Below are 20,036 nucleotides of genomic sequence, written 5' to 3'. Positions count from 1 at the left end.
GACATGGCCGCGCTGGTGATGCGTGGCAGGACGACTGAACCTGTTTTTCCTGAGAGCCATTTCGTTTCTCCAAAGTGGAGCACGAGTCCGGCGTTGTCGCGTAGGAGCCGTGCGCTTTAGCGGTTGGTGACGCGGAGCAAGCTGACTGACATCAAAAGCCGCGTTTCAGACGGGTCTCCCGACTGAACGAGTTAACTCTGCCAAATCGATTGAGAATTGGCAACCAAGGGATGATTGGCGGGGGGATAATTTTTGTTGGGGGGTGGCGAGGCGGTGCCCAAGCTCAACGTCATTCCCGCGAATGCGGGCATCCAGTCAACCGAGCGGCTCAAAACCTAGGCTGATTGCAAGATCGTCCCACTCGGGATTGGACTGCTCGATGAGATCGAGTTTCCATGATCTCCGCCACTTCTTGATCTGCTTTTCGCGCACGATTGCGCTTTCCATGATCGCATGCTGCTCGAACCAGACCAGCATTTTGACGTCGTGGTCGGCGGTGAAGCCTCTGAAGCTTCCATCTCGATGCTGAGCAAGTCGCTGCATCAGGTTGGACGTGACGCCGACGTAGAGCGTTCCGTTTCGGCGCGAGGCCAGCAGATACACTATCGGATCAAGCTCGCGCGGCATCGATAGGTCGATACTGGATTCCCGCGTTCGCGGGAATGACGGGTTTGAGTGGGGAGAGGGGCCTCAGGTGACCCCGAAGGTCCAGCCCTCGGTCAGCGCGATATCGCTTGTGAGCTCCGCTGGCGCCCAAAGCTCCGGGCGATCGTGCGCGTGGCGGAGCCAGGAGGCGGTGAGGAGGGCGTCGGTTGCGTGATCGGTGTAGCGGCCGCGCAGGGGCGCGTGCGGATCGCAGGCGAAGGCGGCGAGGCGGGTGTCGAGTTCTTCCGCGCCGATCTTGGTCTGGCCCTTGCGCTTGCCGGCGGCCAGCGCGGCGAGGCTGGTGTAGATCTCGACGATCAGGCTGCCGTGGCCGGGATCGGGATCGAAGGGCCAGACGGGCAAGCGGGGACTGGCGCGGTGGAGCAGGCGCATGCCGGTGAGGCTCGACTTGCCGACTTGCGCGGCGCCGACGAGATTGAGGTTGCTGTAGGGGTTGAGGCCCTGCGCCTGCTGCGCCAGTTCGGTGACGCGCAGACGGCCGCGTCCGCCGCCGAACAGATCGCCTTCGCGTCCGCCATGGCGGCGGAAATAGCGTGAGGCTTGCGGGTGATCGACGAAGCTGCCGGCGGCGAGATGCGGATCGTCGGCGCAGATGCGCTCGATCAGTGCCCAGAGCGATCGGGCATCGGCGGGGCTTTCCGGCCACTCGGGAAAATAGGCGTCGCGATCGATGAAGGGGAGTGATGGGCCGAGATCGAGGCCGACCAATGTGCCCGATGGCATCTCGTCCAGCATCCAGTCGAGGACGTCCTGCCGGGACCAGATATGGCCCTCGCGCACCAGCATGGGCGCTTCGCGGCCGAGGGCGCAGAGCGCGACGGCGATGCCGGGCTGGCGCGGACCGACGGCGCCGGACCAGTCGATCGCGGCGAAATGGGTGAAGCGGCTCAAGGGACGTCCCCTCAGCTCTTCTTCTTGCGGGCGGCCGCCGGCTTCTTCGCTGCGGCCTGATCGCGGGCGAGGGCAATCATGGCGCGGACGCGGGCGGGATCGCTGCTGTCATAGCGGACGAGCAAGGATGGCCAGCCGACATAATGGGGCAGCTGATAATAGGTGTCCGGGTCGGTTTCCTTGAGCATCTCGACGGTATCGAGATCGATCATCAGGCAGAAGGAGACGTCTGCCTCGCGGCCCGGTGCGATGAAGGGGCGGCCGTTGCTCGCGACCTTGACGGCCGGACCGCCATAATAGGTGCTGCGCTCGGTATCCGGCAGGGTGAGCGCGAAGGCGACGGTTTCGTCCCAGTCGCTCATTTGGCCGCGGCGAGTATGTCAGCGGTGAAGCGGGCGATGTCGAACGGGGAGCCGGCGGGATCCTCGGCGCGGCGGACGATGACGATCTGGCGGCTCGGCACGATGACGACATATTGCCCGCGGTTGCCGAAGGCGGCGTAGGTGTCTGCGGGCACGCCGGGGGATTTGTTGAGCAGCCAGAAGGTTGCGCCATAGCCGAAATCGTCGGCCGGCTGTGGGGATTTGGGCGTGGTGACGTAGTTGATCCAGCTTTCCGGCAAGAGGCGCTGGCCGTTCCAGACGCCGCCGTTGAGATAGAGCAGGCCGAAACGGGCGAGGTCGCGGGCGGTGGTCCACATCTGGCTGGAGGAGACATAATTGTCGCGCCAGTCGGTCTCGGCGACTGTGTGCTTCATGCCGAGCGGCTCGAACAGGGCCTTGGAGGGATAGTCCTTGTAGCGCTCCTCGCCGAGGGTGGCGCGAAGGGAGCGCATGGCGAGCATGATGTCGTTGTTCGAATAACGGAAGCGCGTGCCGGGGCGCACCTCGAGCGGGAGGGCGATCGTTTCCTCGGTGACGGCGGTGCCGCCGAAATAGACGCCGTCTGTCCGGTTGCCGGCATAGGGGCTGTAGAGGCCCGAGGCCATGCGCAGGAGTTGATCGAGCGTGATGGTGCGGCGGAGGTCTCCCGGTGCGCCGTCCTGCCATTCGGGGATGCGCGCGGGGGCGGCGGGATCGACAGCGGCGTCATTCGCGACGAGGCCCACGAGGGTGCCGGTGATGCTCTTGGCGACGGACCAGGTGCGCTGTGCCGTGAAGGGGCCGAAGCCGTCGGCATAGCGCTCCGTGAGCATGCGATTGCCGCGCAGGACGATGACGCCGGTGGTGACGCTGCCCTTGCCATAGGTCGTGCCGTCGAACGCGGCGAGGACCGGCGGCGGCGCGGTCATGGCGATGCGCGGGAGGGCGTCGCCGAGCGGCCAGGGGCGTGGGTCGGCCGGGGTAGGGGCGGGCGGCGTGGCGTAGGTCGGGAGCGGTTGCGCGGGGGAGAAGCCGATCGGCATGTTGGTGCAGCCCGTGACCGGCTTCCAGATAGCGAGGCGGGGCGGCAGCGCGGGATCGAAGGGGACGCTGACGCTGGCGGTGCGGGTGTCGACCGTCGCGGGGAGGCTGGGGAGGAGGGCGGTGTATTGCGGATAGATGCCTTTGAGCTCGGTCGCTTCCACATCGGCCTGCTTGCGGCCGCCGGTGAAGATGGCGCTGCAGAGGACGGCCGCCTTGTAGCCGGCGGCGATGGCGCGGTCATAGGCGGTGGGGGTGGTTTGTGCGGCGGCGGGGAGGGGGAGGAGGGCGAGGGCGAGAGCTAACGTTAAGCCCCTCCTCTTCAGAGGAGGGGTTGGGGTGGTGTTTCGACGATGCTGCTGATCGCCTTGCGAGCGATGCTGGCGCATCGCCACCACCCCCAACCCCTCCTCTGAAGAGGAGGGGCTATATGTCGTCCTATTTCCCACGCTCATTCCGTAGCCCCTCCCAATAAGCGATGCGTTCCCTGATCTTGCGCTCGAAGCCGCGATCGACGGGATCGTAGAATGTTTGCGGCGTCATTTCCTCGGGCCAGTAATTATCGCCGGAGAAGCCGTCGTCCGTGTCGTGATCGTAGGTATAGCCCTTGCCGTAGCCGATTTCCTTCATGAGCTTCGTGGGCGCATTGAGGATATTGGCAGGCGGCATCAGCGAGCCGGTTTCCCTGGCGGAGCGCCAGGCGGCTTTCTGGGCGGTGTAGGCCGCGTTCGATTTGGGCGCGGTGGCGAGATAGAGGCAGGCCTGCACGATCGCCAGCTCGCCTTCCGGGGAGCCGAGAAACTCATAGGCATCCTTGGCGGCGAGGCACTGGGCGAGGGCCTGCGGATCGGCGAGGCCGACATCCTCGCTGGCGAAGCGGACGAGGCGGCGCACGACATAGAGCGGCTCCTCGCCGGCGACGAGCATGCGCGCCATATAATAGAGCGCGGCCTGCGGATCGGAGCCGCGCAGGGCCTTATGTAGCGCCGAGATGAGATTGTAATGCCCCTCGCGGTCCTTGTCGTAGACCGGCATGCGGCGGTGGAGCAGCTCAGCAAGCGCGGCGGGATCGAGCGGGTTGTCGATACCGATGCTTTGCAAGGTCTCGACCTGATTGAGCAGGAAGCGCCCGTCGCCGTCGGCCGAGGCGATGAGCGTGGCGCGGGCATCCTCGGTGAGGGGCAGGGGCTTTTCGGTCAGCGCCTCGGCGCGGGCGATGAGTTCGCCGAGCGCCGCCTCGTCGAGGCGGCGCAGGATGAGCACTTGCGCGCGCGAGAGCAAAGCGGCGTTGAGCGCGAAGCTGGGATTCTCGGTCGTGGCGCCGACGAGAGTGACGGTGCCGTCCTCGACATAAGGCAGGAAGCCATCCTGCTGGGCGCGATTGAAGCGGTGGATCTCATCGACGAACAGCAGTGTGCGCTGGCCGGCGCGGGCGGCGTCGCGCGCCGCGGCGAAGGCGGCCTTGAGATCGGCGACGCCGGAGAAGACAGCGGAGATCGGCGCGAAGCGCATGCCGACCGCATCGGCGAGCAGGCGAGCGAGCGTGGTCTTGCCGGTGCCGGGCGGACCCCAGAGGATCATCGAGGAGAGGCGGCCGGCAGCGACCATGCGGCCGATGGCGCCGTCCGCGCCGGTCAGATGGTCCTGACCGACGACCTCGGCGAGCGTGCGCGGCCGCAAGCGATCGGCGAGCGGCGCATCTTCGCGGGGTTCCTGAGGCGGGGAGGCGGCGGAGAGGCCGCCGAACAGATCTGACATGGCCCCTATATAATCGACTGTCGCGCAGATGCACTCGCGCTTGCTGCGGTTCGGGGCTTGACTATGACTGTCCAAGATATATCTTAGACCTATCAAAACGAATCACAGGAGTATTTTCGACATGATGAAATGTGGACCGGGAGGCTGGCATGGCGCCGGCCGGGGACGCGGGCGCGGCGGATGGGGTGGCTTCGGCCCCGAGTTCGGCGACGCCATCAACAGCTTCGTCAACGAGACGATCCAGGGCGCGATGCGCGGCCGCCGGATGTTCGATGGCGGGGAATTGCGGCTGGTGCTGCTCAAGCTGATCGAGGGCGGGCCGCGTCACGGCTATGACCTCATCCGCGCGATCGAGGAACTGACCGGTGGCGCTTATGCGCCGAGCCCGGGCGTGGTCTACCCGACGCTCACCCTGCTGGCGGACATGGAACTGATCGCCGAGCAGCAGAGCGAAGGCGCGCGCAAGCTCTATGGTATCACGGCGGCGGGCGAGGCCCATCTGGCCGAGCGTGCCGAGGAAGTCACGGCGCTGATGGCCCGGCTGGAAGGCTTGGGCGAAATGCGCGAGCGCTCCAATCGCGGGCCGGTGCGCCGGGCGATGGGCAATCTCAAATCGGCCCTGCAAGCCAAGCTGCGCGGGCAGGACGGCAATGACGAACTGCCGCACGAGATCGCCGCGATCCTCGACGAGGCCGTCCGGAAGATCGAGCGTCTCTGAATGAGGCGTCTCGAAATCCTGCGCCTTCGGCTCGGTATCGGGCCGGAGGTGGACAGGCCGGACGAAAAGACTGAAAAGGACGCTATGAGCACCATTATGACCACGGGTATCGCCAAGGTTCCGACCAGGTCGGGCAGCCGCTATCTCCAGCAGCTTTCCAAGCACTGGAGCCACAGTCTGACCGTCGAGTTCACGGCGGAGCAGAGCCGGATCGTCTTTCCCAAGGACGCGCGCGGCGCGACATGGTCGGCCGATGCGCTGGTGACGATGACCGCGCAGCCCGAGACATTGGACGTGCAGATCGACGCCAGCAGCCCCGAGCATCTCGAGGCGCTGAAGGGCACTGTCGCGCGGCATCTCGACCGCTTTGCCTTCCGCGAGGCACCGCTGACGTTCGACTGGAGTTGATGGAACCTGCCGCCTGACTGCGCTATGATGCCCCCGGGATGCTTGGGGGAGAATGACCATGAACGGAGAGGCACGTATTGGCTGGAGCTACTGGATCGTGTCCCTGCTCAGCCTGCTCTGGAACGCTTTCGGTTGCTTCGACTATTATATGACGCAGACGCGCAACGCGGCCTATCTCGCGAATTTCCCGCCCGATGTGATCGCGTTTATCGACAGTCTGCCGGGCTGGGTGCATGGCGCCTGGGCGGTCGGCGTCTGGGGCTCGCTGCTCGGATCGATCCTGCTGCTGCTCCGCTCGCGCTGGGCGGTGGCGGCCTTCGGCCTGTCATTGCTGGGACTCGCTGCCAGCCAGATCCATCAGCTTCTGGCCGGGATGCCGGCGAGCATGACGACGCCCGCGATGCTGGCCATGCAGGCCTTCATCTGGATCGTGCTGCTGTTCCTGATCTGGTATGCGCAATGGGCGCGGGCAAAGGCTATCTTGCGCTGAACCCCATTTGTTGACGCATTTGCGAGTCGTCAGGTGATTCCACCTGACTTCAAATGCTCAGTGCCAGATAGGCCTCGATCATGCGGGCATTGACGCCGTCCCATTCATAGCCCTGCACACGCTTGTGCCCGGCCTCGCCGGCGGAGGTGCGCAGGGCTGGATTTTCGATGAGGCGCTGGATCGCGTCGGCATAAGCGTTGACGTCCTGCGGCGGCACGAGGAAACCGGTGACGCCGTCCTCGACCAGATCGATTGCGCCGGTGGCGCGGGCCGCGACGACCGGCACGCCGGCGGCCATTGCCTCGGTCGTCACATTGCCGAACGTCTCGGTGACGGACGGCATGAAGAAGATGTCCATGCCCGCGACCGCCCGGCCGAGATCGTCGCCCGCCTGGAAGCCGGTGAACACCGCTTCCGGCACGCGCTGGGCGAACCAGGCGCGCGCGGGCCCGTCGCCGATGACTAGCACGCGATGCGGCACGCCGCGGCGCTTGAGCGCTTCCACCACGTCGGCGAACACGCCGAGGCCCTTCTCCAGCACGAGCCGGCCGAGAAAGCCAACCGCGACATCGTCATCCGCGATGCCAAGGGCGCGCCGCCATCCATTGTCGCGGCGCTGCGGATTGAAGCGCGCGTGATTGATGCCGCGGGACCAGATGCCGATCGGGCTGGTGACGCCCCATGTCTGGAGCAGACTCGCCATGCTCGGACTCGGCACCATCACCTGATCCACGCGATTGTAGAAGCGCTTCTGCAGCCAGACGAGTAGCGGCTCGGTGAAACCGAGGCCGTAATAGCGCGGATAGGTCTCGAAGCGGGTGTGCAGCGAGGCCATGCAGGGGATGTCCTGTTCGCGTGCCCAGGCGGCAGCGCGATGGCCGAGAATGTCCGGCGCGGAGACATGCACGATATTGGGCTTGTACGCCGTGAGGTCGGCCTTGATCGTGTCAGGCAGGCCCTTGGCGAGGCGATATTCGCCCCGGCCACCGGGCATGCTCCAACTTGGCACCGATACGAGATCCCCGGCCGGTTCGAAGGCGGGATGATCGGTCGTGGGTGAATAGACGCGGACAGTCGCGCCGGCCGCGATGGCGGACGCCATGAGACGATTGAGCGCCTGATTGGCGCCGTCGCGAACGTAGTTGTAGTTGCCGCTGAACAGGGCAATGCGCAGGTCGCTGGCTTGCATCGCGGCGCTATAGCGATGCCTTCGCCTGGTCGCAAAGGGGTTCATGCGGCACAGGGGCTGGTCAAGCCCGAGCAGGGCTGGCATGGCCGGGCGATGACGTTGATCCTGTCCCTCGATGCGCTGCTGACCGGCAAGCCCGCTCTGCTTGCGCCTGATGTGCTGAGCGCGATGGGAAAGGCGCCGGTCGCCGGTCCCGTGCGGATCGGCTGGCTCGGCCTGGAAGGCGATGCCGTCGCCGATCCGGTCCATCATGGTGGGCATGACAAGGCGGTGCATCTCGTGCCGCAGGATCATTATCCCTGGTGGCGCTCGCAGCTCGACGATCATCCGCTGCTGGGCAGCCCCGGCGCATTCGGCGAAAATCTCGCGACGCGCGGCGCGACGGAGGAAGCGCTTTGCCTTGGCGATCGCTTCGAGCTCGGAACGGCCTTGCTCGAGATCAGCCATGGCCGGCAGCCCTGCTCCAAGCTCAATGCGCGCTTCGGCCGGAAGGATGTGCTCGCCAAGGCAGTCGCCAGCGGCCATTGCGGGCTGTATCTGCGCGTGATCCGTGAGGGCGAGGCGCAGGCGGGGAAGCCGATGACTCTCGTCGAGCGCAGCCACGCGGACTGGCCGATCGCGCGCGTCTTCAAGCTGCTGGTTGGCGGCGGGCACAAGACCGATCCCGCCGGGGTAGCGACGCTGGCGCGCATGCCGGTACTCGCGGAGGCCTGGCGCGATCGGGCGGAGAAGCTCGCTTCGTGACGGCGGAGTCCGGGCGCTGCTGGCTGTGCGAGCGGCCGCTGGGCGTGCGGATCGAGGGACATCATCCCATTCCCAGAGCGAAGGGCGGGCGCGAGACATTCCCCGTCCATCCGATCTGCCATCGGGCGATCCATGCCAATTTCTCGAACGGGCAGCTTCAGCGCATGGGGAATGATCTGACGGCATTGCGCGGCGATCCGGCAATGGCGAGCTTCCTGCGCTGGGTGGCGGGGAAAGAGCCGGATTTTCATGCGCCGACGCGGCGGCGTAAGCTGTGAAACGAACGGGCGGATTTGCCCGTAGCGGCAGCAAATTTTGGATAGGACAGCAGAAGCCGCAGCCCGACATTGTCCGCTTCCTTCGAGACGCTAGAGACGATCCGCGCGAGCCGCGCCTGACGCGGCCATGCCTTGCAGGAGAGTCCGATGCGTCCGTTCGCCCTGATCTGTGCTCTCATCGGATTACTCTTCTCCTTGCCCGCGCAGGCCGATCCGGCGCTCGACAACTTTGCGCGCGATGTGGAGCGCACCGAGAGCCTGCGGGCCGTGCGCGCGCTTCAGAACAGCTATGCACAATATGCCCAGTTCGGGCTTTGGACCGAGGTGGGCGCGCTGTTCTCCGCCGAAGGCAGGCTCGTGTTCGACGGGCAGGTCAAGGAAGCGCTGACGGCGAGCGGGCCGGCCGCGATCGCGAGCTTCCTGCGGACGCGCTATGGCGGCGGGCGGGACGGGCAAGTGGCGGGTGGCCTCTCGGCGATGATGATCGACTCGCCCGTCATCAGTCTGTCGGCGGACGGCGAGACCGCCAAGGCGCGGTGGCAGGCGATCATCTTCCATGGCCATGACGGGAAGGCGCGGATCGAAGGCGGTGTCTTCGTGAATGATTATGTGCGCGAGGGCGGGGTCTGGAAGATCGCGACGGCGCATTATTACCCGCAGTTCGACGGACCCTATGAGGAGGGTTGGGTGAATTGGGGCGGGGGCGACCTGCCGGTACCGCCTTATCATTTCGATCAGGACAATGCGGGCATTCCGATCCCGCCGCCGACGGGCGCGGCGGCACCGGCCAGGGCGACGCTTGCCGCGTTGCAAGCGCGGACCGACCGGCTGAACGAGGAGGACCGCATCCGCAATCTTCAGTCCATGTACGGCTTCTACGCCGACCGGAAGATGTGGGACGATGTGGCCGATCTGTTCGCCAAGGACGCTGCCGTGGAAGTCGGCAGACAGGGCGTCTGGCGCGGCAAGGCGAGGGTGCGGCGCTGGCTGGAGAGTATTGGCGCGGCGGGGCTCAGCCATGGGCAGCTCAATGACCGCGTGCAGTTCAATGTGATCGTCACGATCGCACCGGGCGGCAATGAGGCGTCCGCGCGCGGGCTTGAGCTCGGCATGCTGGGCGAGGCCGATCAGGAGAAGGGCTGGTGGGAAATCGCTACCTTCCACAATCGCTTCGTGCGCGAGAACGGGGTCTGGAAGATCCGCGAGATGCGGCGCTTTCCGCAGATGAAGACGGACATCTTCCTCGGCTGGGGCAAGAGCCGGATCACCGACCCCGTGCCGGGCGGGGCCAATGCGCCGGACGGGCCGGTGCCGCAGGACGATGTGACCGGCCCGCGGACGGCTGTGCCCGCGTTTCTCGGCGTGCATCCGGTCACGGGCAAGGCGGTGGTGCCGCGGGGCAGCGCCAAGACGGTGGCGGCATTGCCGCTGACCGGGGCCATCGCCGCGCGGAAGGCCGCACCGGTCACGCTGGACGAAGCCAAAAGGCGGCTGGCGCGCTCGGCCGCTTATGACGGTTCCGTCAATGTCTCCTCGGCTTATGGCTTCTTTCTCGACGACGGCAATCCGGCCGGCTTCGGCGGGCTGATCGCGGAGAAGGGCTTCAAGGTCACGCCGTTCGCCGGCTATTATATCGGCCGCGAACGGGTGCTGGCAGCGCGGACCGCCGGCAAGGTGCCGGAGAAGCGGCCCGGCATTTCCTATCATTGGCTGGTGCAGCCGGTGTTCCTGATCTCGGACGACGGGCGATCGGTGACGGGTCATGTCCGCCTGTTCCAGCCGCGCACCGGCAAGACGGTGGGCGAGGCGGGGGCGTTCTTCGGCGCCTCCTTCTGGGGCGGCATATATTATAACGAATATGTGCTGGAGAAGGGCGTCTGGCGGCTGTGGAACCTGTCGCTGGACGAGCCCTTCATCAAGCCGGTGGCCTGGAAGGACGGCCTGTGGGCGAAGGCCAAGGACCCACCGCCGCCCGATCCCAACGTGCCGGCGCGCGTCTATTCCGGCGGCAATTTCCCGCCGGACATCCCGCTCAAGTCGCTCGGCAAGCGTGCGGAGCATTATTGGGGCGGGACCGGCGACACATGGGACTGGCCGATGATCCTGCCGATGTGGTTCGAATATACCAATCCGGTGAGCGGGCGCGTGCCGCCGCTCTATCATCCTGACTGCATCCCTTGCGCTGTGCGGCCGGAACTGCGGCTCGACCGGAACGGCTATCAGCAGCCGCCGGACGCGCCGGCGGCGAACCGATCGCCGAACTGAGGTGGATCAGGCCGCCTGCGCGACGGCGCCGATGGCTTTGGGACGTAGCACGATATGCCCGACCGCCGTGTTCGAGGCGGGCACATGATAGAAGCGGTGCAGCTCCTCGACCTCGGCGCCGAGCGCAGCGCGCATGATGAGCCACATGATGAGCTCGATGCCTTCCGTGCCGGATTCGCGCAGATATTCGAGGCGCGTGATCGAGCGCAGGCCATCCGTGTCGGCAGTCAGGCCATCGAGGAAGGCATTGTCGAACTCGGGATTGATGAGCCCGGCGCGGGGTCCCTGAAGCTGGTGGCTCATGCCGCCGGTGCCCCAGATCTGTACGTTCAGGTCCTCGGGGAAGCTCTCGACGGCATGGGCGATCGCCTCTCCCAGCATCCAGCAGCGATTGCCCGAGGGGGTGGGGAACTGCGTCACGTTGACGGCGAGCGGGATGACCTTGCAGGGCCACTCATCGACCTTGCCGAACATCAGGCTGAGCGGAACTGTGCAGCCATGATCGACGTCCAGATTGTTCATCAGCGTCAGGTCGAAATCGTCGAGCACGAGTTGCTCGGCGAGATGTGCGGCGAGCTCGATATGACCCTGCACAACAGGCACGTCGCGCTTGCCCCAGCCTTCGTCGGCCGGCTCGAACTCTTCCGCCATGCCGAGCGCAAAGGTTGGCACGACATCGAGCATCATCGCCGAGGCGTGATCATTGTAGCAGAGGATGACGACGTCGGGCTTCTCGACTTCTTCCCAGGTCTTCACCCAGTCATAGCCGGCGAAGACCGGACCCCAATAATCGTCGCGTGAGCGGCCCTGATCGAACGCCGCGCCGATCGCGGGGACGTGACTGGTCGCGATACCGGCCGTTATTCTTGCCATGTCAATTGCCCTCCCGGATCGAGCGTTGCCCCTCGGGCGAGCGGCCGCCGCCGCGCATCATCGCGGCATATTCGTCGGCGGTCATGCCGGTCATCGAACCGACCGCGCGCTGGGTGCTCCAGCCGTCGGTGTTCGACAGCTTCACCAGGAAGTATATGTTGCCTCCCAGATCGATGAGCGTGTTGAAATCGCGATCCTGCACGGCGCGCTTCTGCTCCTCGCTCATCCTGAACTTGTTGAGATAGGCGCGCTCATGATCCTTGAAGGCCGCCCGATTGGCGGGGTCCATGAGCGACATGCAGAATTTGTGAAGATGATAGGCTTCGCGCGAGCGCTTGGCGGTAAACACCGTCGTGCCGGGAATATCTTCCAGCTCGCTGAGCGGATAGGGACGTTTACGCATGGCCTGACCTTTCGATCGGACAGAGTTCGATTATAGAGGAGCGGAGAGCACTTTCCAGTGCCATGCCGTTGTGCAAGTGCGAACGCAACCATTTTCTGTCGCATATGTGAATATTATACATATGTGAAATAATGCATTGTAGCGACTGAAGATGGCGGTCATGTGTCGATCGGCGCGGTCTCGCTTTTGGGGGAAGTGATGGACTGGACATTCAAGATATTGGCGGCGCTGAATGGCCTGCTGATGCTCGTGCTGTTCTTCTACAAGGCGGGCGGCGAGGACCCGGCCGGGGAAGGCATGCGCCTCGGCGTCGCGACGATCATGCTGTTCGCTTATGCAGCAATCCTCGCGGGCTATTGGCTGATCAAGTGGAAGCCGCTGCGCGTTGTTCTGCTCATCCTGCTCGCACTGCCGATCATCACAACGGTTTACGGTGTGATGCTCATGCTGGGCTGAGCTGAGGCTTGCGCCCCGCAGGCGCCAGGAACGCTAGCGAGGCGAGAATGCCAAAGCAGCCGGCAAGGACGAAGGCCGGCGTATAGCTGCCATATTCCTCGCGGATGACGCCCGCGCCGAACGCGGCGACGGCACCACCGATCTGGTGACCGACGAGGATCCAGCCGAACAGGATCGGTGCGTCGCGCTCGCCAAATTGCTGGTTGGCGAGCTTCACGGTTGGCGGGACGGTGGCGATCCAGTCCAGCCCGTAGAAGATCGCGAAGACCGCGAGGCTGGCGGTACTCCAGTCCTGGAAAGGCAAGGCGATGAGCGAGAGGCCGCGCAGGCCATAATAGACCATGAGCAGCTTGCGCGGATCGTAGCGGTCCGTCAGCCAGCCCGAGGCGGTGGTGCCGAACAGATCGAAAAGGCCCATGGTAGAGAGGAGGCCGGCGGCCGCGACCGGCGCGATGCCCATGTCACCGCAATAAGCGATCATATGCGTGCCGACGAGGCCATTGGTGGTGAGCCCGCAGACGAAGAAGGTACCGAACAGCAGCCAGAAGACCGGCACACGCACGGCCCTGCGCAGGGCGGAGAAGGGAAGGGCCATGGCGGCGGCAATGCTCGTGCGTGGCGGGACGAGCGGGTCGGGCGCGTCCGGCGCTTCGCCGAAGCGGCGCGTGCCCGCATCGCTCGGGCGCTCGGGGACCAGCAACGCAACGAGCGGGAGCAGCGCGGCACTGGCAACGCAGACGGCGATGACGACGGGCTGCCAGGCACCATAGCGGGACAGCCACGCCAGAAAGGGCAGGAAGACGAGCGCGCCGGTCGCGGTGCTGGCGGCGAGCAGGCCCATCATCAGGCCCTGCCGCGCGGCGAACCAGCGGTTCACCACGGCCGAGCCAAGCACCATCGCGACGGCGCCGCTGCCAAGGCCGCCCATGACGCCCCAGGTGAGCAGGTAATGCCAGCTCTGTGTCATCCACAGGCTGGCGAAGCTGGAGGCCGACATGAGCGCCAACCCGCCAAGCATTGTCCGCCTGATACCGAAATTCTGCATGAAGGCGGCAGCGAAGGGGCCGACGAGGCCATAGAGCAAAATTCCGATGGCGGCGGCGAAGGAGATGCTGGCGCGGCCCCAGCCGAAATTGAGTTCGAGCGGCACGAGCAGCACGCCGGGCGTGGCGCGCAAACCGGCGGAGATGAGCAGTGCGAGGAAGGTGACGGCGACCACGGCGATGGCGACGCCGCGCGGCGGGAGGAAGCGGGCGAGCGGGGCCATCAGTTTGTCCTTGCGCGGGAGAGGTCGACGAGGGTGCGAAGCTGGGTTTCGAGCGCTTGCCACTGATCGGCGCCGACGGCGCCGACAATGTCGGCCTGGCACTCTTCCCAGATGACGGCGGCGGACTCGACCTTGGCATGGCCGGCCGGGGTCAGGTCGGCCTGCTTGATCCGGGCGCTCCTGGCAGTGATCGCGATCCAACCCTGCCGTTCGATCGGCGCGAGCGTGCGATATAACGAGGTGCGGTCCATGACGAGGAGATCGGCAAGTCGGCTGAGCGGCAGCGTGCCGTGGCGCGCGAGATTGCGCAGCACCGCGAATTGGGTCGTGGTGAGGCCGGAGGCGGCGAGACGATCGTCGTAGACGCGGGTGACAGCGCGAGCAGCCTTGCGCAGGGATGTGCAGACGCAGGGGGAGGGACCGGTGGTCATAGAATGATGCATATGCATCATTTTGAGGTGGCACAAGGGGACTGGCTTAGCGAAAATCCTCCTCCTGCAAGGGGGGCGGATCACGGCCGCAAGCTGTGATGGAGGTGTGTTCACTTGCGGAGGGTTGGTACCCCTCCGTCAGTGCTTAGCACCGCCACCTCCCCTTGCCGGGGAGGATTTCAGGGAGCGTCAACCCGTCGCGCGCCTCGCCTGCGCGGCGGTCTCGATGCCTTGTACCTTGCTCTCGATGCAGCCGTACCAGCCAAGGCCTTTGTAGGTCTCGTAGCCGGGGGTCAATGCATATGAGATGATGCTGTCGTCGCGCCGGTAGAAGCCGCGCCGGGGATCGCGGACGCCCAGCTCATATTGCTCGCCGAGGCGTCGATTGCCGTCCGATGTCGCAATGATCTTGTGCTGCGCGTCGAGCAGCATGATGCTGCAGAGGGTCTTCTCCTCGTCGGTCAGGGCGACATTCTGCACGACGTCGCGCGCCTGCGGCTCCCAATCGAAGAAGATACCGAGCGCGCCGATCGGGGTGCCCTGCGTGTCGCCGTTGCGACGGATCGCGGTGGAATAGACGGCGACCGCGGCGTCCTCCAGCAGGCGCTCGCGGGCGATGTCGCACACGGCGAAGGCATCGCCCGAGGGCGTCTCCAGCGCGCGGCGGAACCACTGGCTGCGCGAGACATCCTGACCGATGATGCCGCCATAGCGCCCGCCGCGTCCCTGCGCGACGACCTTGCCGTTGATGTCCGCCACCCAGAGATCGAGATAGACAGTGTAGGAGCGCAGGATGGTCGCGAGACGCTCGGACGCCCAGGCATGGACGCTTCTGTCGGTGCTGCCCGCCGCATCGACGATGGCGCTGTCCGTCGCCCACCAGCGCACGTCGCAGGAGCGCTCATAGAGGTTGCGGTCCATGATCTCGACGACATTGCGGGACATGTCCGCATAGCGTGCACCTAGGAGATTGTGGGCGAGATCCTCGCCGGCGGTGCGGATCTGCTCGGTATTGGTGGCGATCACCTCGCGCAGTTCGGCGGCGAGTTGCGCGACTTCGCTGGCGAAATCCGACATCTCCTGCGCAACGACCGCGAAGGCAGCACCATGTTCTCCGGCGCGCGAGGCCTCGATGCGGGCGTTGAGAGATAATACCCTTGTCCGGCGAGTGAGCGCGTCGATGACGTCGATCTTCTCTTCGGTGGCACGATGAACTTCGAATGCGAGTCTCAATACGTCGTCTTGCACGCCGCTCCCCCAAAAGCAGTGTGAAGGCAACCTCTCCTGATTTTTTCAAGATATGTGCGTTTGAGCGCTTATCCCGACGACCTGCAAGCGATTATTTCGCACGTGCAGTAAAAATAGATTTAAAGTGTCGCCTCGATCTCGCGGGCAGCAATGTCGGGCTCGGCGGCCTGGGTGATCGGGCGGCCGATGACGAGGATCGAGGCGCCGTTGTCGAGCGCCTGGCGGGGCGTCACCGCGCGCTTCTGATCGCCCTTGCTGGCGCCGGCCGGGCGGACGCCGGGGACGACGAAGAAGCCGCTCGGCCAGAGCTTGCGGGCATGGGCGACTTCGGCGCCCGAGCAGACGATCCCGTCCAGGCCGGAGTCACGGGCCAGCTTCGCGAGGCGCGTCACCTGCTCCAGCGGATCGCCGCTGACGCCGGTCTCCTCGAGGTCGGTCTGATCGAGGCTGGTAAGCATCGTGACGGCGACAACCTTCGTATGGATACCGGCCGCAGCTTTTGCATCCTCCATCATCGCGCGGCCGCCCGAGGCGTGGACAGTGAGGATCGCCGGCTCCAGCGAATGCAGTGCCTGCACTGCCTTGGCGACGGTGTTCGGAATGTCGTGGAGCTTGAGATCCAGGAAGATCGGCAGGCCGAACTTGCGCATCTCATGCACGCCATGATGGCCGTTTGCGCAGAAGAATTCGAGGCCGAGCTTGATGCCGCCGACATGATTGCGGACCTGCTGGACGATCTGCTGGGCGCGGGTCAGCTGCGGCGTGTCGATGGCGACGTAAATGATGCTGGTCATAAGCGGTCCGGCGGGGATCCTGGCGATGGCGGTTCAGAGGGCGCCGGAGGAACAGGAGCAGCCGGCGGGCTGGGCGCGGCATAGGCGGTCGGCGTGACCGCCGCAAGCGCGCGCTCGGCAGTGTCGAGCTTGCGGCGCAGGCGCCAGCGCGTGGCCTTGTGCAGCGCCCAGAAGGGCAATGAGCCGGCGAGGAAGGCGGTGATGACGAGGACAGGCAGCTTGGTCTCGAGCTGCAGGCCGCCCCACAGATTGATGGTGACGGGAGTCCAGTTGGCGAAGCTGAAGATCATGATGATGATCGCCAGCACGACCCAGAAGGCGGTTCTCAGGAACTGCATCGGCTTTTGGCTCCCCTGCGTGGTCCTTTGATCGGACCATAGGGGGAAGGGGGGACGTTGCCTAGGGGGATAGAAAAGGCGGGAAGAGCGTCAGCCCGCGGCGCCGAACACGCGCCCGAAGACCGTATCGACGTGCTTGAGGTGATAATCGAGGTCGAACAGCGCCTCGAGCTCCGCATTGCCGAGCTTTGCGGACACGCCGGGATCGGCCTTCAGCAGATCGAGCAGCGACAGGGCGCCGTCGCTTTCCCAGACTTTCATCGCGTTGCGCTGGACCATCACATAGCTGTCCTCGCGGCTCGCGCCGGCCTGGGTGAGCGCAAGGAGGACGCGCTGCGAATGGATGAGGCCGCCCATGCGGTTCATGTTCTTCATCATGCGCTCGGGATAGACGAGCAGCTTGTCGATGACGCCGGTGAGGCGGGCGAGCGCGAAATCGAGCGTGATCGTGGCGTCGGGGCCGATGAAGCGCTCGACCGACGAGTGCGAGATGTCGCGCTCGTGCCAGAGGGCGACATTTTCCAGCGCCGGGACGACCGCCGAGCGGACGACGCGGGCGAGGCCGGTCAGATTCTCGGTCAGCACCGGGTTGCGCTTGTGCGGCATGGCCGAGGAGCCCTTCTGGCCCGGCGAGAAATATTCCTCGGCTTCCAGCACTTCGGTGCGCTGCAAATGGCGCACTTCGACGGCGAGCCGCTCGATCGAGCTGGCGATGACGCCGAGCGTGGCGAAGAACATCGCGTGGCGGTCGCGCGGGATGACCTGCGTCGAGACAGGCTCGACGGTGAGGCCGAGCTTGGCCGCGACATGCTCCTCCACGCGCGGATCGATGTTGGCGAAGGTGCCGACAGCGCCGGAGATGGCGCAGGTGGCGACATCGGCGCGCGCTGCGATCAGGCGGGTCTTGCAGCGGCTGAACTCGGCATAGGCCTCGGCCATCTTCAGGCCGAAGGTCACCGGCTCGGCGTGAATGCCGTGGCTGCGGCCGATCGTCGGGGTCAGCTTATGCTCGAAGGCGCGGCGCTTGATCGCTTCCAGCAACGCATCGAGATCGGCGAGCAGGATGTCCGCCGCCTTGGTGAGCTGCACGTTGAGGCAGGTGTCCAGCACGTCCGAGCTGGTCATGCCCTGATGCATGAAGCGGGCTTCCTCGCCGACATGCTCGGCCACCCAGGTCAGGAAAGCGATGACGTCATGCTTGGTGACGGCCTCGATCGCGTCGATGGCGGGCACGTCGATCGCCGGCTCGGTCTTCCACCAGTCCCAGAGCGCCTTGGCCGCGCTTTCCGGCACGACGCCGAGCTGCGCCAGAGCGTCCGTCGCGTGCGCCTCGATCTCGAACCAGATCCTGAAGCGCGCTTCCGGCTCCCAGATCGCGGTCATTTGCGGGCGGGAATAGCGGGGCACCATGATCGGGTTCCTGACAGAAAAGGGGAGTCGGCAGGCCCCTAGCAGGGCGGGAAGGCGCGGGCAATCGACACCCGACAGGCCTCCCGCCGCGCGCAGAAACAGCAATCAGAAACTGCTATGGAAGCGCCTTCCGGCTCCACTTGACGCGCACGGAAGGTCGGTTCGTCCCGCCGCGCGATGTCCCTCGCAACCCGCGACCCCATATGGGCATTAGCACGAGCACCAGACAGGAAAGGACGTGCCATGAATATGAAGAAAATCACGGCTTCGAGCCTCGTTATTGCCGCTGCCCTGATCGGCGCGCCGGGCTGGGCCCAGGAAGCTTCCGCGCCGAGCGATCCGACCTCGGCCGCACCGGCAGACCCTGCCCCGGCACCGCCGGCGGCGAGCGCGCCGGCCCCGGCTCAGCCGAACACGACGCCGGTCCCGGCCAGCGAGCCGGCGGCCAATCCGGCGCCTGCGGCCCCCACGACCGCTGAGACCGCTCCGGCGCCCAGCGATCCCGTGACGCAGCCCGCGCCGGCCGAGCAGGCGCAGACCAGTCCGGCGCCGGCCGCTCCGACGGCCCCGGCTCCGGCTCCTGCCCAGCAGGCGGATGCGGCCCCGGCACAGCCGGCGGCAGCGAACACGCAGGTCGCCGCTTTCGTGGACCAGCAGTTCCCGCAGGCGGACGCCGACGGCAATGGCTCGCTCTCCAAGACCGAGTTCGAGCCATGGATCGCCAAGTTCAAGGCGGCCGAGACGGGCAAGCAAGCGGCTGATGCCGACGTGAAGACCTATGCCACCAATGCCTTCGCATCGGCGGATAAGGACGCCGACAAGCTCGTCAGCAAGGTCGAGCTGACGCAGTTTCTGAGCCAGGGCTAATCAGTCCGACAATGGCATCAGAAGGACGGCCCGGGGCGCCAGCGCGCCCCGGGCTAATTTTGTGCCGATTCGGCACGGTGTTGCTGCCGGCCCATCGGGTGCAAGTGCGAAAATCACCGCTCGCAGGTGCGAAAAGCAGAGCGTGTTTGTCGCACGGAATCACGATGAACCGATGGTCCGCGTCGTCGGATCGTTATTGAGCAAAAGCATGCACTTGCCACGCCCTGATTTTGGGTGGAGATGCTCCCTCACTGGCCGCGGGGCAGGGGCTGGAGCATCTCTTCGGAGACGCATGAAGATATTCCGTGCCGGATGGATTTCCGGCTCAGGACGACTCCTCCACAACGCCTGGCAAAGGGGGCGGCTCACAAGGCCGTCCCCATTTTTTTCGTCAGATCATCCCCATGCCGCGCATTGAGTGGTGGCCTTCCGTGCCCATGATGAGATGATCGTGAACCGAAACGCCCAGCGGTTTCAGGGCTTCGATAATCTGGCGGGTGATGGCGATGTCCTGTCGGCTGGGCTCGGGCGATCCGCTCGGATGATTGTGGACGAGAATCACGCTGGCGGAGCCAAGCTCGACCGTGCGCTTCGCCACTTCGCGCACGTAGATCGCGGCCTGATCGATCGAGCCGTCGCCCATATGATCGTCACGGATCAGCATGTTGCGGGCATTCAAATGCAGCACGCGGACTCGCTCGACCGGCAAATGCGCCATGTCAGCGCGCAGATAATCGAGCAAAGCCTGCCAGCTCGACAGAACGGGACGTTGCGCGACCTCGCCCTTGAGCAGGCGCAGGGCGGCCGCCTGCGCGATCTTGAGCGCGGCGATGCTGGTATCGCCGAGGCCGTCGATCTGCGCCAGCGCATCCCAATCCGCCGTCAGCACGCCGCCAATGCCGCCGAAACGGGCGATGAGTTGCTTGGCGAGCGGCTTGGTGTCGCGGCGGGGGATAGCGAGGGCGAGCAGATACTCGATCAGCTCATGATCGAGCAGCGCATCGGGGCCACCTTCGGCCAGACGCTGGCGCAGGCGCGCGCGATGGCCGGCGCCATCATGCGCCGGCGCGCTCTTGCTCTGGGATCGGCCTTCGCTCATGAGAGTTAGAGCTAAGCAAGCGCCGGAAGAGCGGCAAGCG

The 20,036-nt window shown here is 65.6% G+C and carries 23 protein-coding genes; 8 read left to right on the top strand and 15 right to left on the bottom strand.

Features of this window, described 5'->3' with window-relative positions:
• Positions 1-315 precede the first annotated feature (315 nt).
• The 5 genes from KM135_RS03675 to KM135_RS03655 form a co-directional block, all read right to left on the bottom strand.
• Positions 316-627, bottom strand: coding sequence for a GIY-YIG nuclease family protein (locus KM135_RS03675; RefSeq protein ID WP_221712630.1), 312 nt, complete (start codon positions 625-627; stop codon positions 316-318).
• A 63-nt stretch (positions 628-690) separates the two neighbouring features.
• Positions 691-1,557 (bottom strand): hypothetical protein, encoded by an 867-nt coding sequence (locus KM135_RS03670; RefSeq protein ID WP_221712629.1) that lies wholly within the window; start codon positions 1,555-1,557, stop codon positions 691-693.
• Between the two features lie 11 nt (positions 1,558-1,568).
• Positions 1,569-1,919 carry a hypothetical protein gene (locus tag KM135_RS03665; RefSeq protein ID WP_221712628.1) on the bottom strand — a complete coding sequence of 117 codons (351 nt, stop codon included), beginning with the start codon at positions 1,917-1,919 and terminating at the stop codon, positions 1,569-1,571.
• A complete protein-coding gene (locus tag KM135_RS03660) occupies positions 1,916-3,349 on the bottom strand; it encodes a serine hydrolase domain-containing protein (RefSeq protein ID WP_221713038.1) in 1,434 nt (477 codons plus the stop codon). The genes KM135_RS03665 and KM135_RS03660 overlap by 4 nt, the downstream gene beginning before the upstream one ends.
• 49 nt (positions 3,350-3,398) lie before the next feature.
• Complete coding sequence (locus tag KM135_RS03655) at positions 3,399-4,718, bottom strand: replication-associated recombination protein A (RefSeq protein ID WP_221712627.1); 1,320 nt, start codon at positions 4,716-4,718, stop codon at positions 3,399-3,401.
• A 121-nt stretch (positions 4,719-4,839) separates the two neighbouring features.
• Here KM135_RS03655 and KM135_RS03650 point away from each other — a divergent pair, with 121 nt between their 5' ends.
• From KM135_RS03650 to KM135_RS03640, 3 genes are all read left to right on the top strand, one after another.
• Positions 4,840-5,436, top strand: coding sequence for a PadR family transcriptional regulator (locus KM135_RS03650; RefSeq protein WP_221712626.1), 597 nt, complete (start codon positions 4,840-4,842; stop codon positions 5,434-5,436).
• Between the two features lie 84 nt (positions 5,437-5,520).
• Entirely contained in the window at positions 5,521-5,844 is a 324-nt protein-coding gene (locus tag KM135_RS03645) for a DUF2218 domain-containing protein (RefSeq protein ID WP_221712625.1), read from the top strand.
• 58 nt (positions 5,845-5,902) lie between these two features.
• Positions 5,903-6,334, top strand: coding sequence for a hypothetical protein (locus KM135_RS03640; RefSeq protein ID WP_221712624.1), 432 nt, complete (start codon positions 5,903-5,905; stop codon positions 6,332-6,334).
• A 49-nt stretch (positions 6,335-6,383) separates the two neighbouring features.
• On the opposite strand, the gene KM135_RS03635 is transcribed toward KM135_RS03640, so the two are convergent.
• Positions 6,384-7,523, bottom strand: a complete 1,140-nt coding sequence (locus KM135_RS03635; protein WP_221712623.1) for a glycosyltransferase family 4 protein — start codon at positions 7,521-7,523, stop codon at positions 6,384-6,386.
• A gap of 93 nt (positions 7,524-7,616) precedes the next feature.
• Between KM135_RS03635 and KM135_RS03630 the strand changes: the two genes are divergently transcribed.
• The 3 genes from KM135_RS03630 to KM135_RS03620 all read left to right on the top strand — a co-directional run bounded on the left by KM135_RS03630 (position 7,617) and on the right by KM135_RS03620 (position 10,810).
• Complete coding sequence (locus KM135_RS03630; RefSeq protein ID WP_221713037.1) at positions 7,617-8,267, top strand: MOSC domain-containing protein; 651 nt, start codon at positions 7,617-7,619, stop codon at positions 8,265-8,267.
• Complete coding sequence (locus tag KM135_RS03625) at positions 8,264-8,545, top strand: HNH endonuclease (RefSeq protein WP_221712622.1); 282 nt, start codon at positions 8,264-8,266, stop codon at positions 8,543-8,545. Before KM135_RS03630 ends, KM135_RS03625 begins: the two co-directional genes overlap by 4 nt.
• 147 nt (positions 8,546-8,692) lie before the next feature.
• Positions 8,693-10,810 (top strand): nuclear transport factor 2 family protein, encoded by a 2,118-nt coding sequence (locus tag KM135_RS03620; RefSeq protein WP_221712621.1) that lies wholly within the window; start codon positions 8,693-8,695, stop codon positions 10,808-10,810.
• Positions 10,811-10,816: 6 nt separating this feature from the next.
• Here KM135_RS03620 and KM135_RS03615 read toward each other — a convergent pair whose 3' ends face one another.
• Both KM135_RS03615 and ligA read right to left on the bottom strand, forming a co-directional pair.
• Positions 10,817-11,683: a class III extradiol dioxygenase subunit beta gene (locus KM135_RS03615; RefSeq protein ID WP_221712620.1), complete on the bottom strand. Its 867-nt coding sequence runs from the start codon at positions 11,681-11,683 to the stop codon at positions 10,817-10,819.
• A 1-nt stretch (position 11,684) separates the two neighbouring features.
• The gene (ligA, locus tag KM135_RS03610; protein ID WP_221712619.1) at positions 11,685-12,086 is read right to left on the bottom strand and encodes a protocatechuate 4,5-dioxygenase subunit alpha; all 402 of its coding nucleotides are present in this window, start codon (positions 12,084-12,086) and stop codon (positions 11,685-11,687) included.
• A gap of 195 nt (positions 12,087-12,281) precedes the next feature.
• On the opposite strand from ligA, the gene KM135_RS03605 reads away from it, so the two are divergent.
• On the top strand, positions 12,282-12,542 hold the full coding sequence (locus KM135_RS03605; RefSeq protein WP_221712618.1) for a hypothetical protein: 261 nt from the start codon (positions 12,282-12,284) through the stop codon (positions 12,540-12,542).
• On the opposite strand, the gene KM135_RS03600 is transcribed toward KM135_RS03605, so the two are convergent.
• From KM135_RS03600 to purB, 6 genes are all read right to left on the bottom strand, one after another.
• Positions 12,529-13,809: an MFS transporter gene (locus tag KM135_RS03600; protein WP_221712617.1), complete on the bottom strand. Its 1,281-nt coding sequence runs from the start codon at positions 13,807-13,809 to the stop codon at positions 12,529-12,531. The two genes, KM135_RS03605 and KM135_RS03600, sit on opposite strands and share 14 nt — an antisense overlap.
• Positions 13,809-14,240 (bottom strand): MarR family winged helix-turn-helix transcriptional regulator, encoded by a 432-nt coding sequence (locus tag KM135_RS03595; protein WP_246605728.1) that lies wholly within the window; start codon positions 14,238-14,240, stop codon positions 13,809-13,811. The genes KM135_RS03600 and KM135_RS03595 overlap by 1 nt, the downstream gene beginning before the upstream one ends.
• Before the next feature lie 189 nt (positions 14,241-14,429).
• A complete protein-coding gene (locus KM135_RS03590; RefSeq protein ID WP_246605727.1) occupies positions 14,430-15,473 on the bottom strand; it encodes a methyl-accepting chemotaxis protein in 1,044 nt (347 codons plus the stop codon).
• A gap of 134 nt (positions 15,474-15,607) precedes the next feature.
• Complete coding sequence (pyrF, locus tag KM135_RS03585) at positions 15,608-16,282, bottom strand: orotidine-5'-phosphate decarboxylase (RefSeq protein ID WP_221712615.1); 675 nt, start codon at positions 16,280-16,282, stop codon at positions 15,608-15,610.
• Positions 16,279-16,620, bottom strand: a complete 342-nt coding sequence (locus tag KM135_RS03580; RefSeq protein WP_221712614.1) for a LapA family protein — start codon at positions 16,618-16,620, stop codon at positions 16,279-16,281. Before KM135_RS03580 ends, pyrF begins: the two co-directional genes overlap by 4 nt.
• 90 nt (positions 16,621-16,710) lie before the next feature.
• The gene (purB, locus tag KM135_RS03575; protein ID WP_221712613.1) at positions 16,711-18,030 is read right to left on the bottom strand and encodes an adenylosuccinate lyase; all 1,320 of its coding nucleotides are present in this window, start codon (positions 18,028-18,030) and stop codon (positions 16,711-16,713) included.
• A gap of 243 nt (positions 18,031-18,273) precedes the next feature.
• Between purB and KM135_RS03570 the strand changes: the two genes are divergently transcribed.
• On the top strand, positions 18,274-18,897 hold the full coding sequence (locus KM135_RS03570) for an EF-hand domain-containing protein (RefSeq protein WP_221712612.1): 624 nt from the start codon (positions 18,274-18,276) through the stop codon (positions 18,895-18,897).
• A 391-nt stretch (positions 18,898-19,288) separates the two neighbouring features.
• Here the strand turns inward: KM135_RS03570 and radC are convergent, their stop codons facing one another.
• Complete coding sequence (gene radC / locus KM135_RS03565) at positions 19,289-19,996, bottom strand: RadC family protein (RefSeq protein ID WP_221712611.1); 708 nt, start codon at positions 19,994-19,996, stop codon at positions 19,289-19,291.
• Positions 19,997-20,036: the final 40 nt, after the last annotated feature.

The sequence above is a fragment of the Sphingobium xanthum genome (genome assembly GCF_019737615.1).
Taxonomy (GTDB): Bacteria; Pseudomonadota; Alphaproteobacteria; order Sphingomonadales; family Sphingomonadaceae; genus Sphingobium; species Sphingobium xanthum.
The sequence above is the reverse complement of the archived record's forward strand: the minus strand, read 5'-3'. Positions and strand labels throughout refer to the sequence as shown.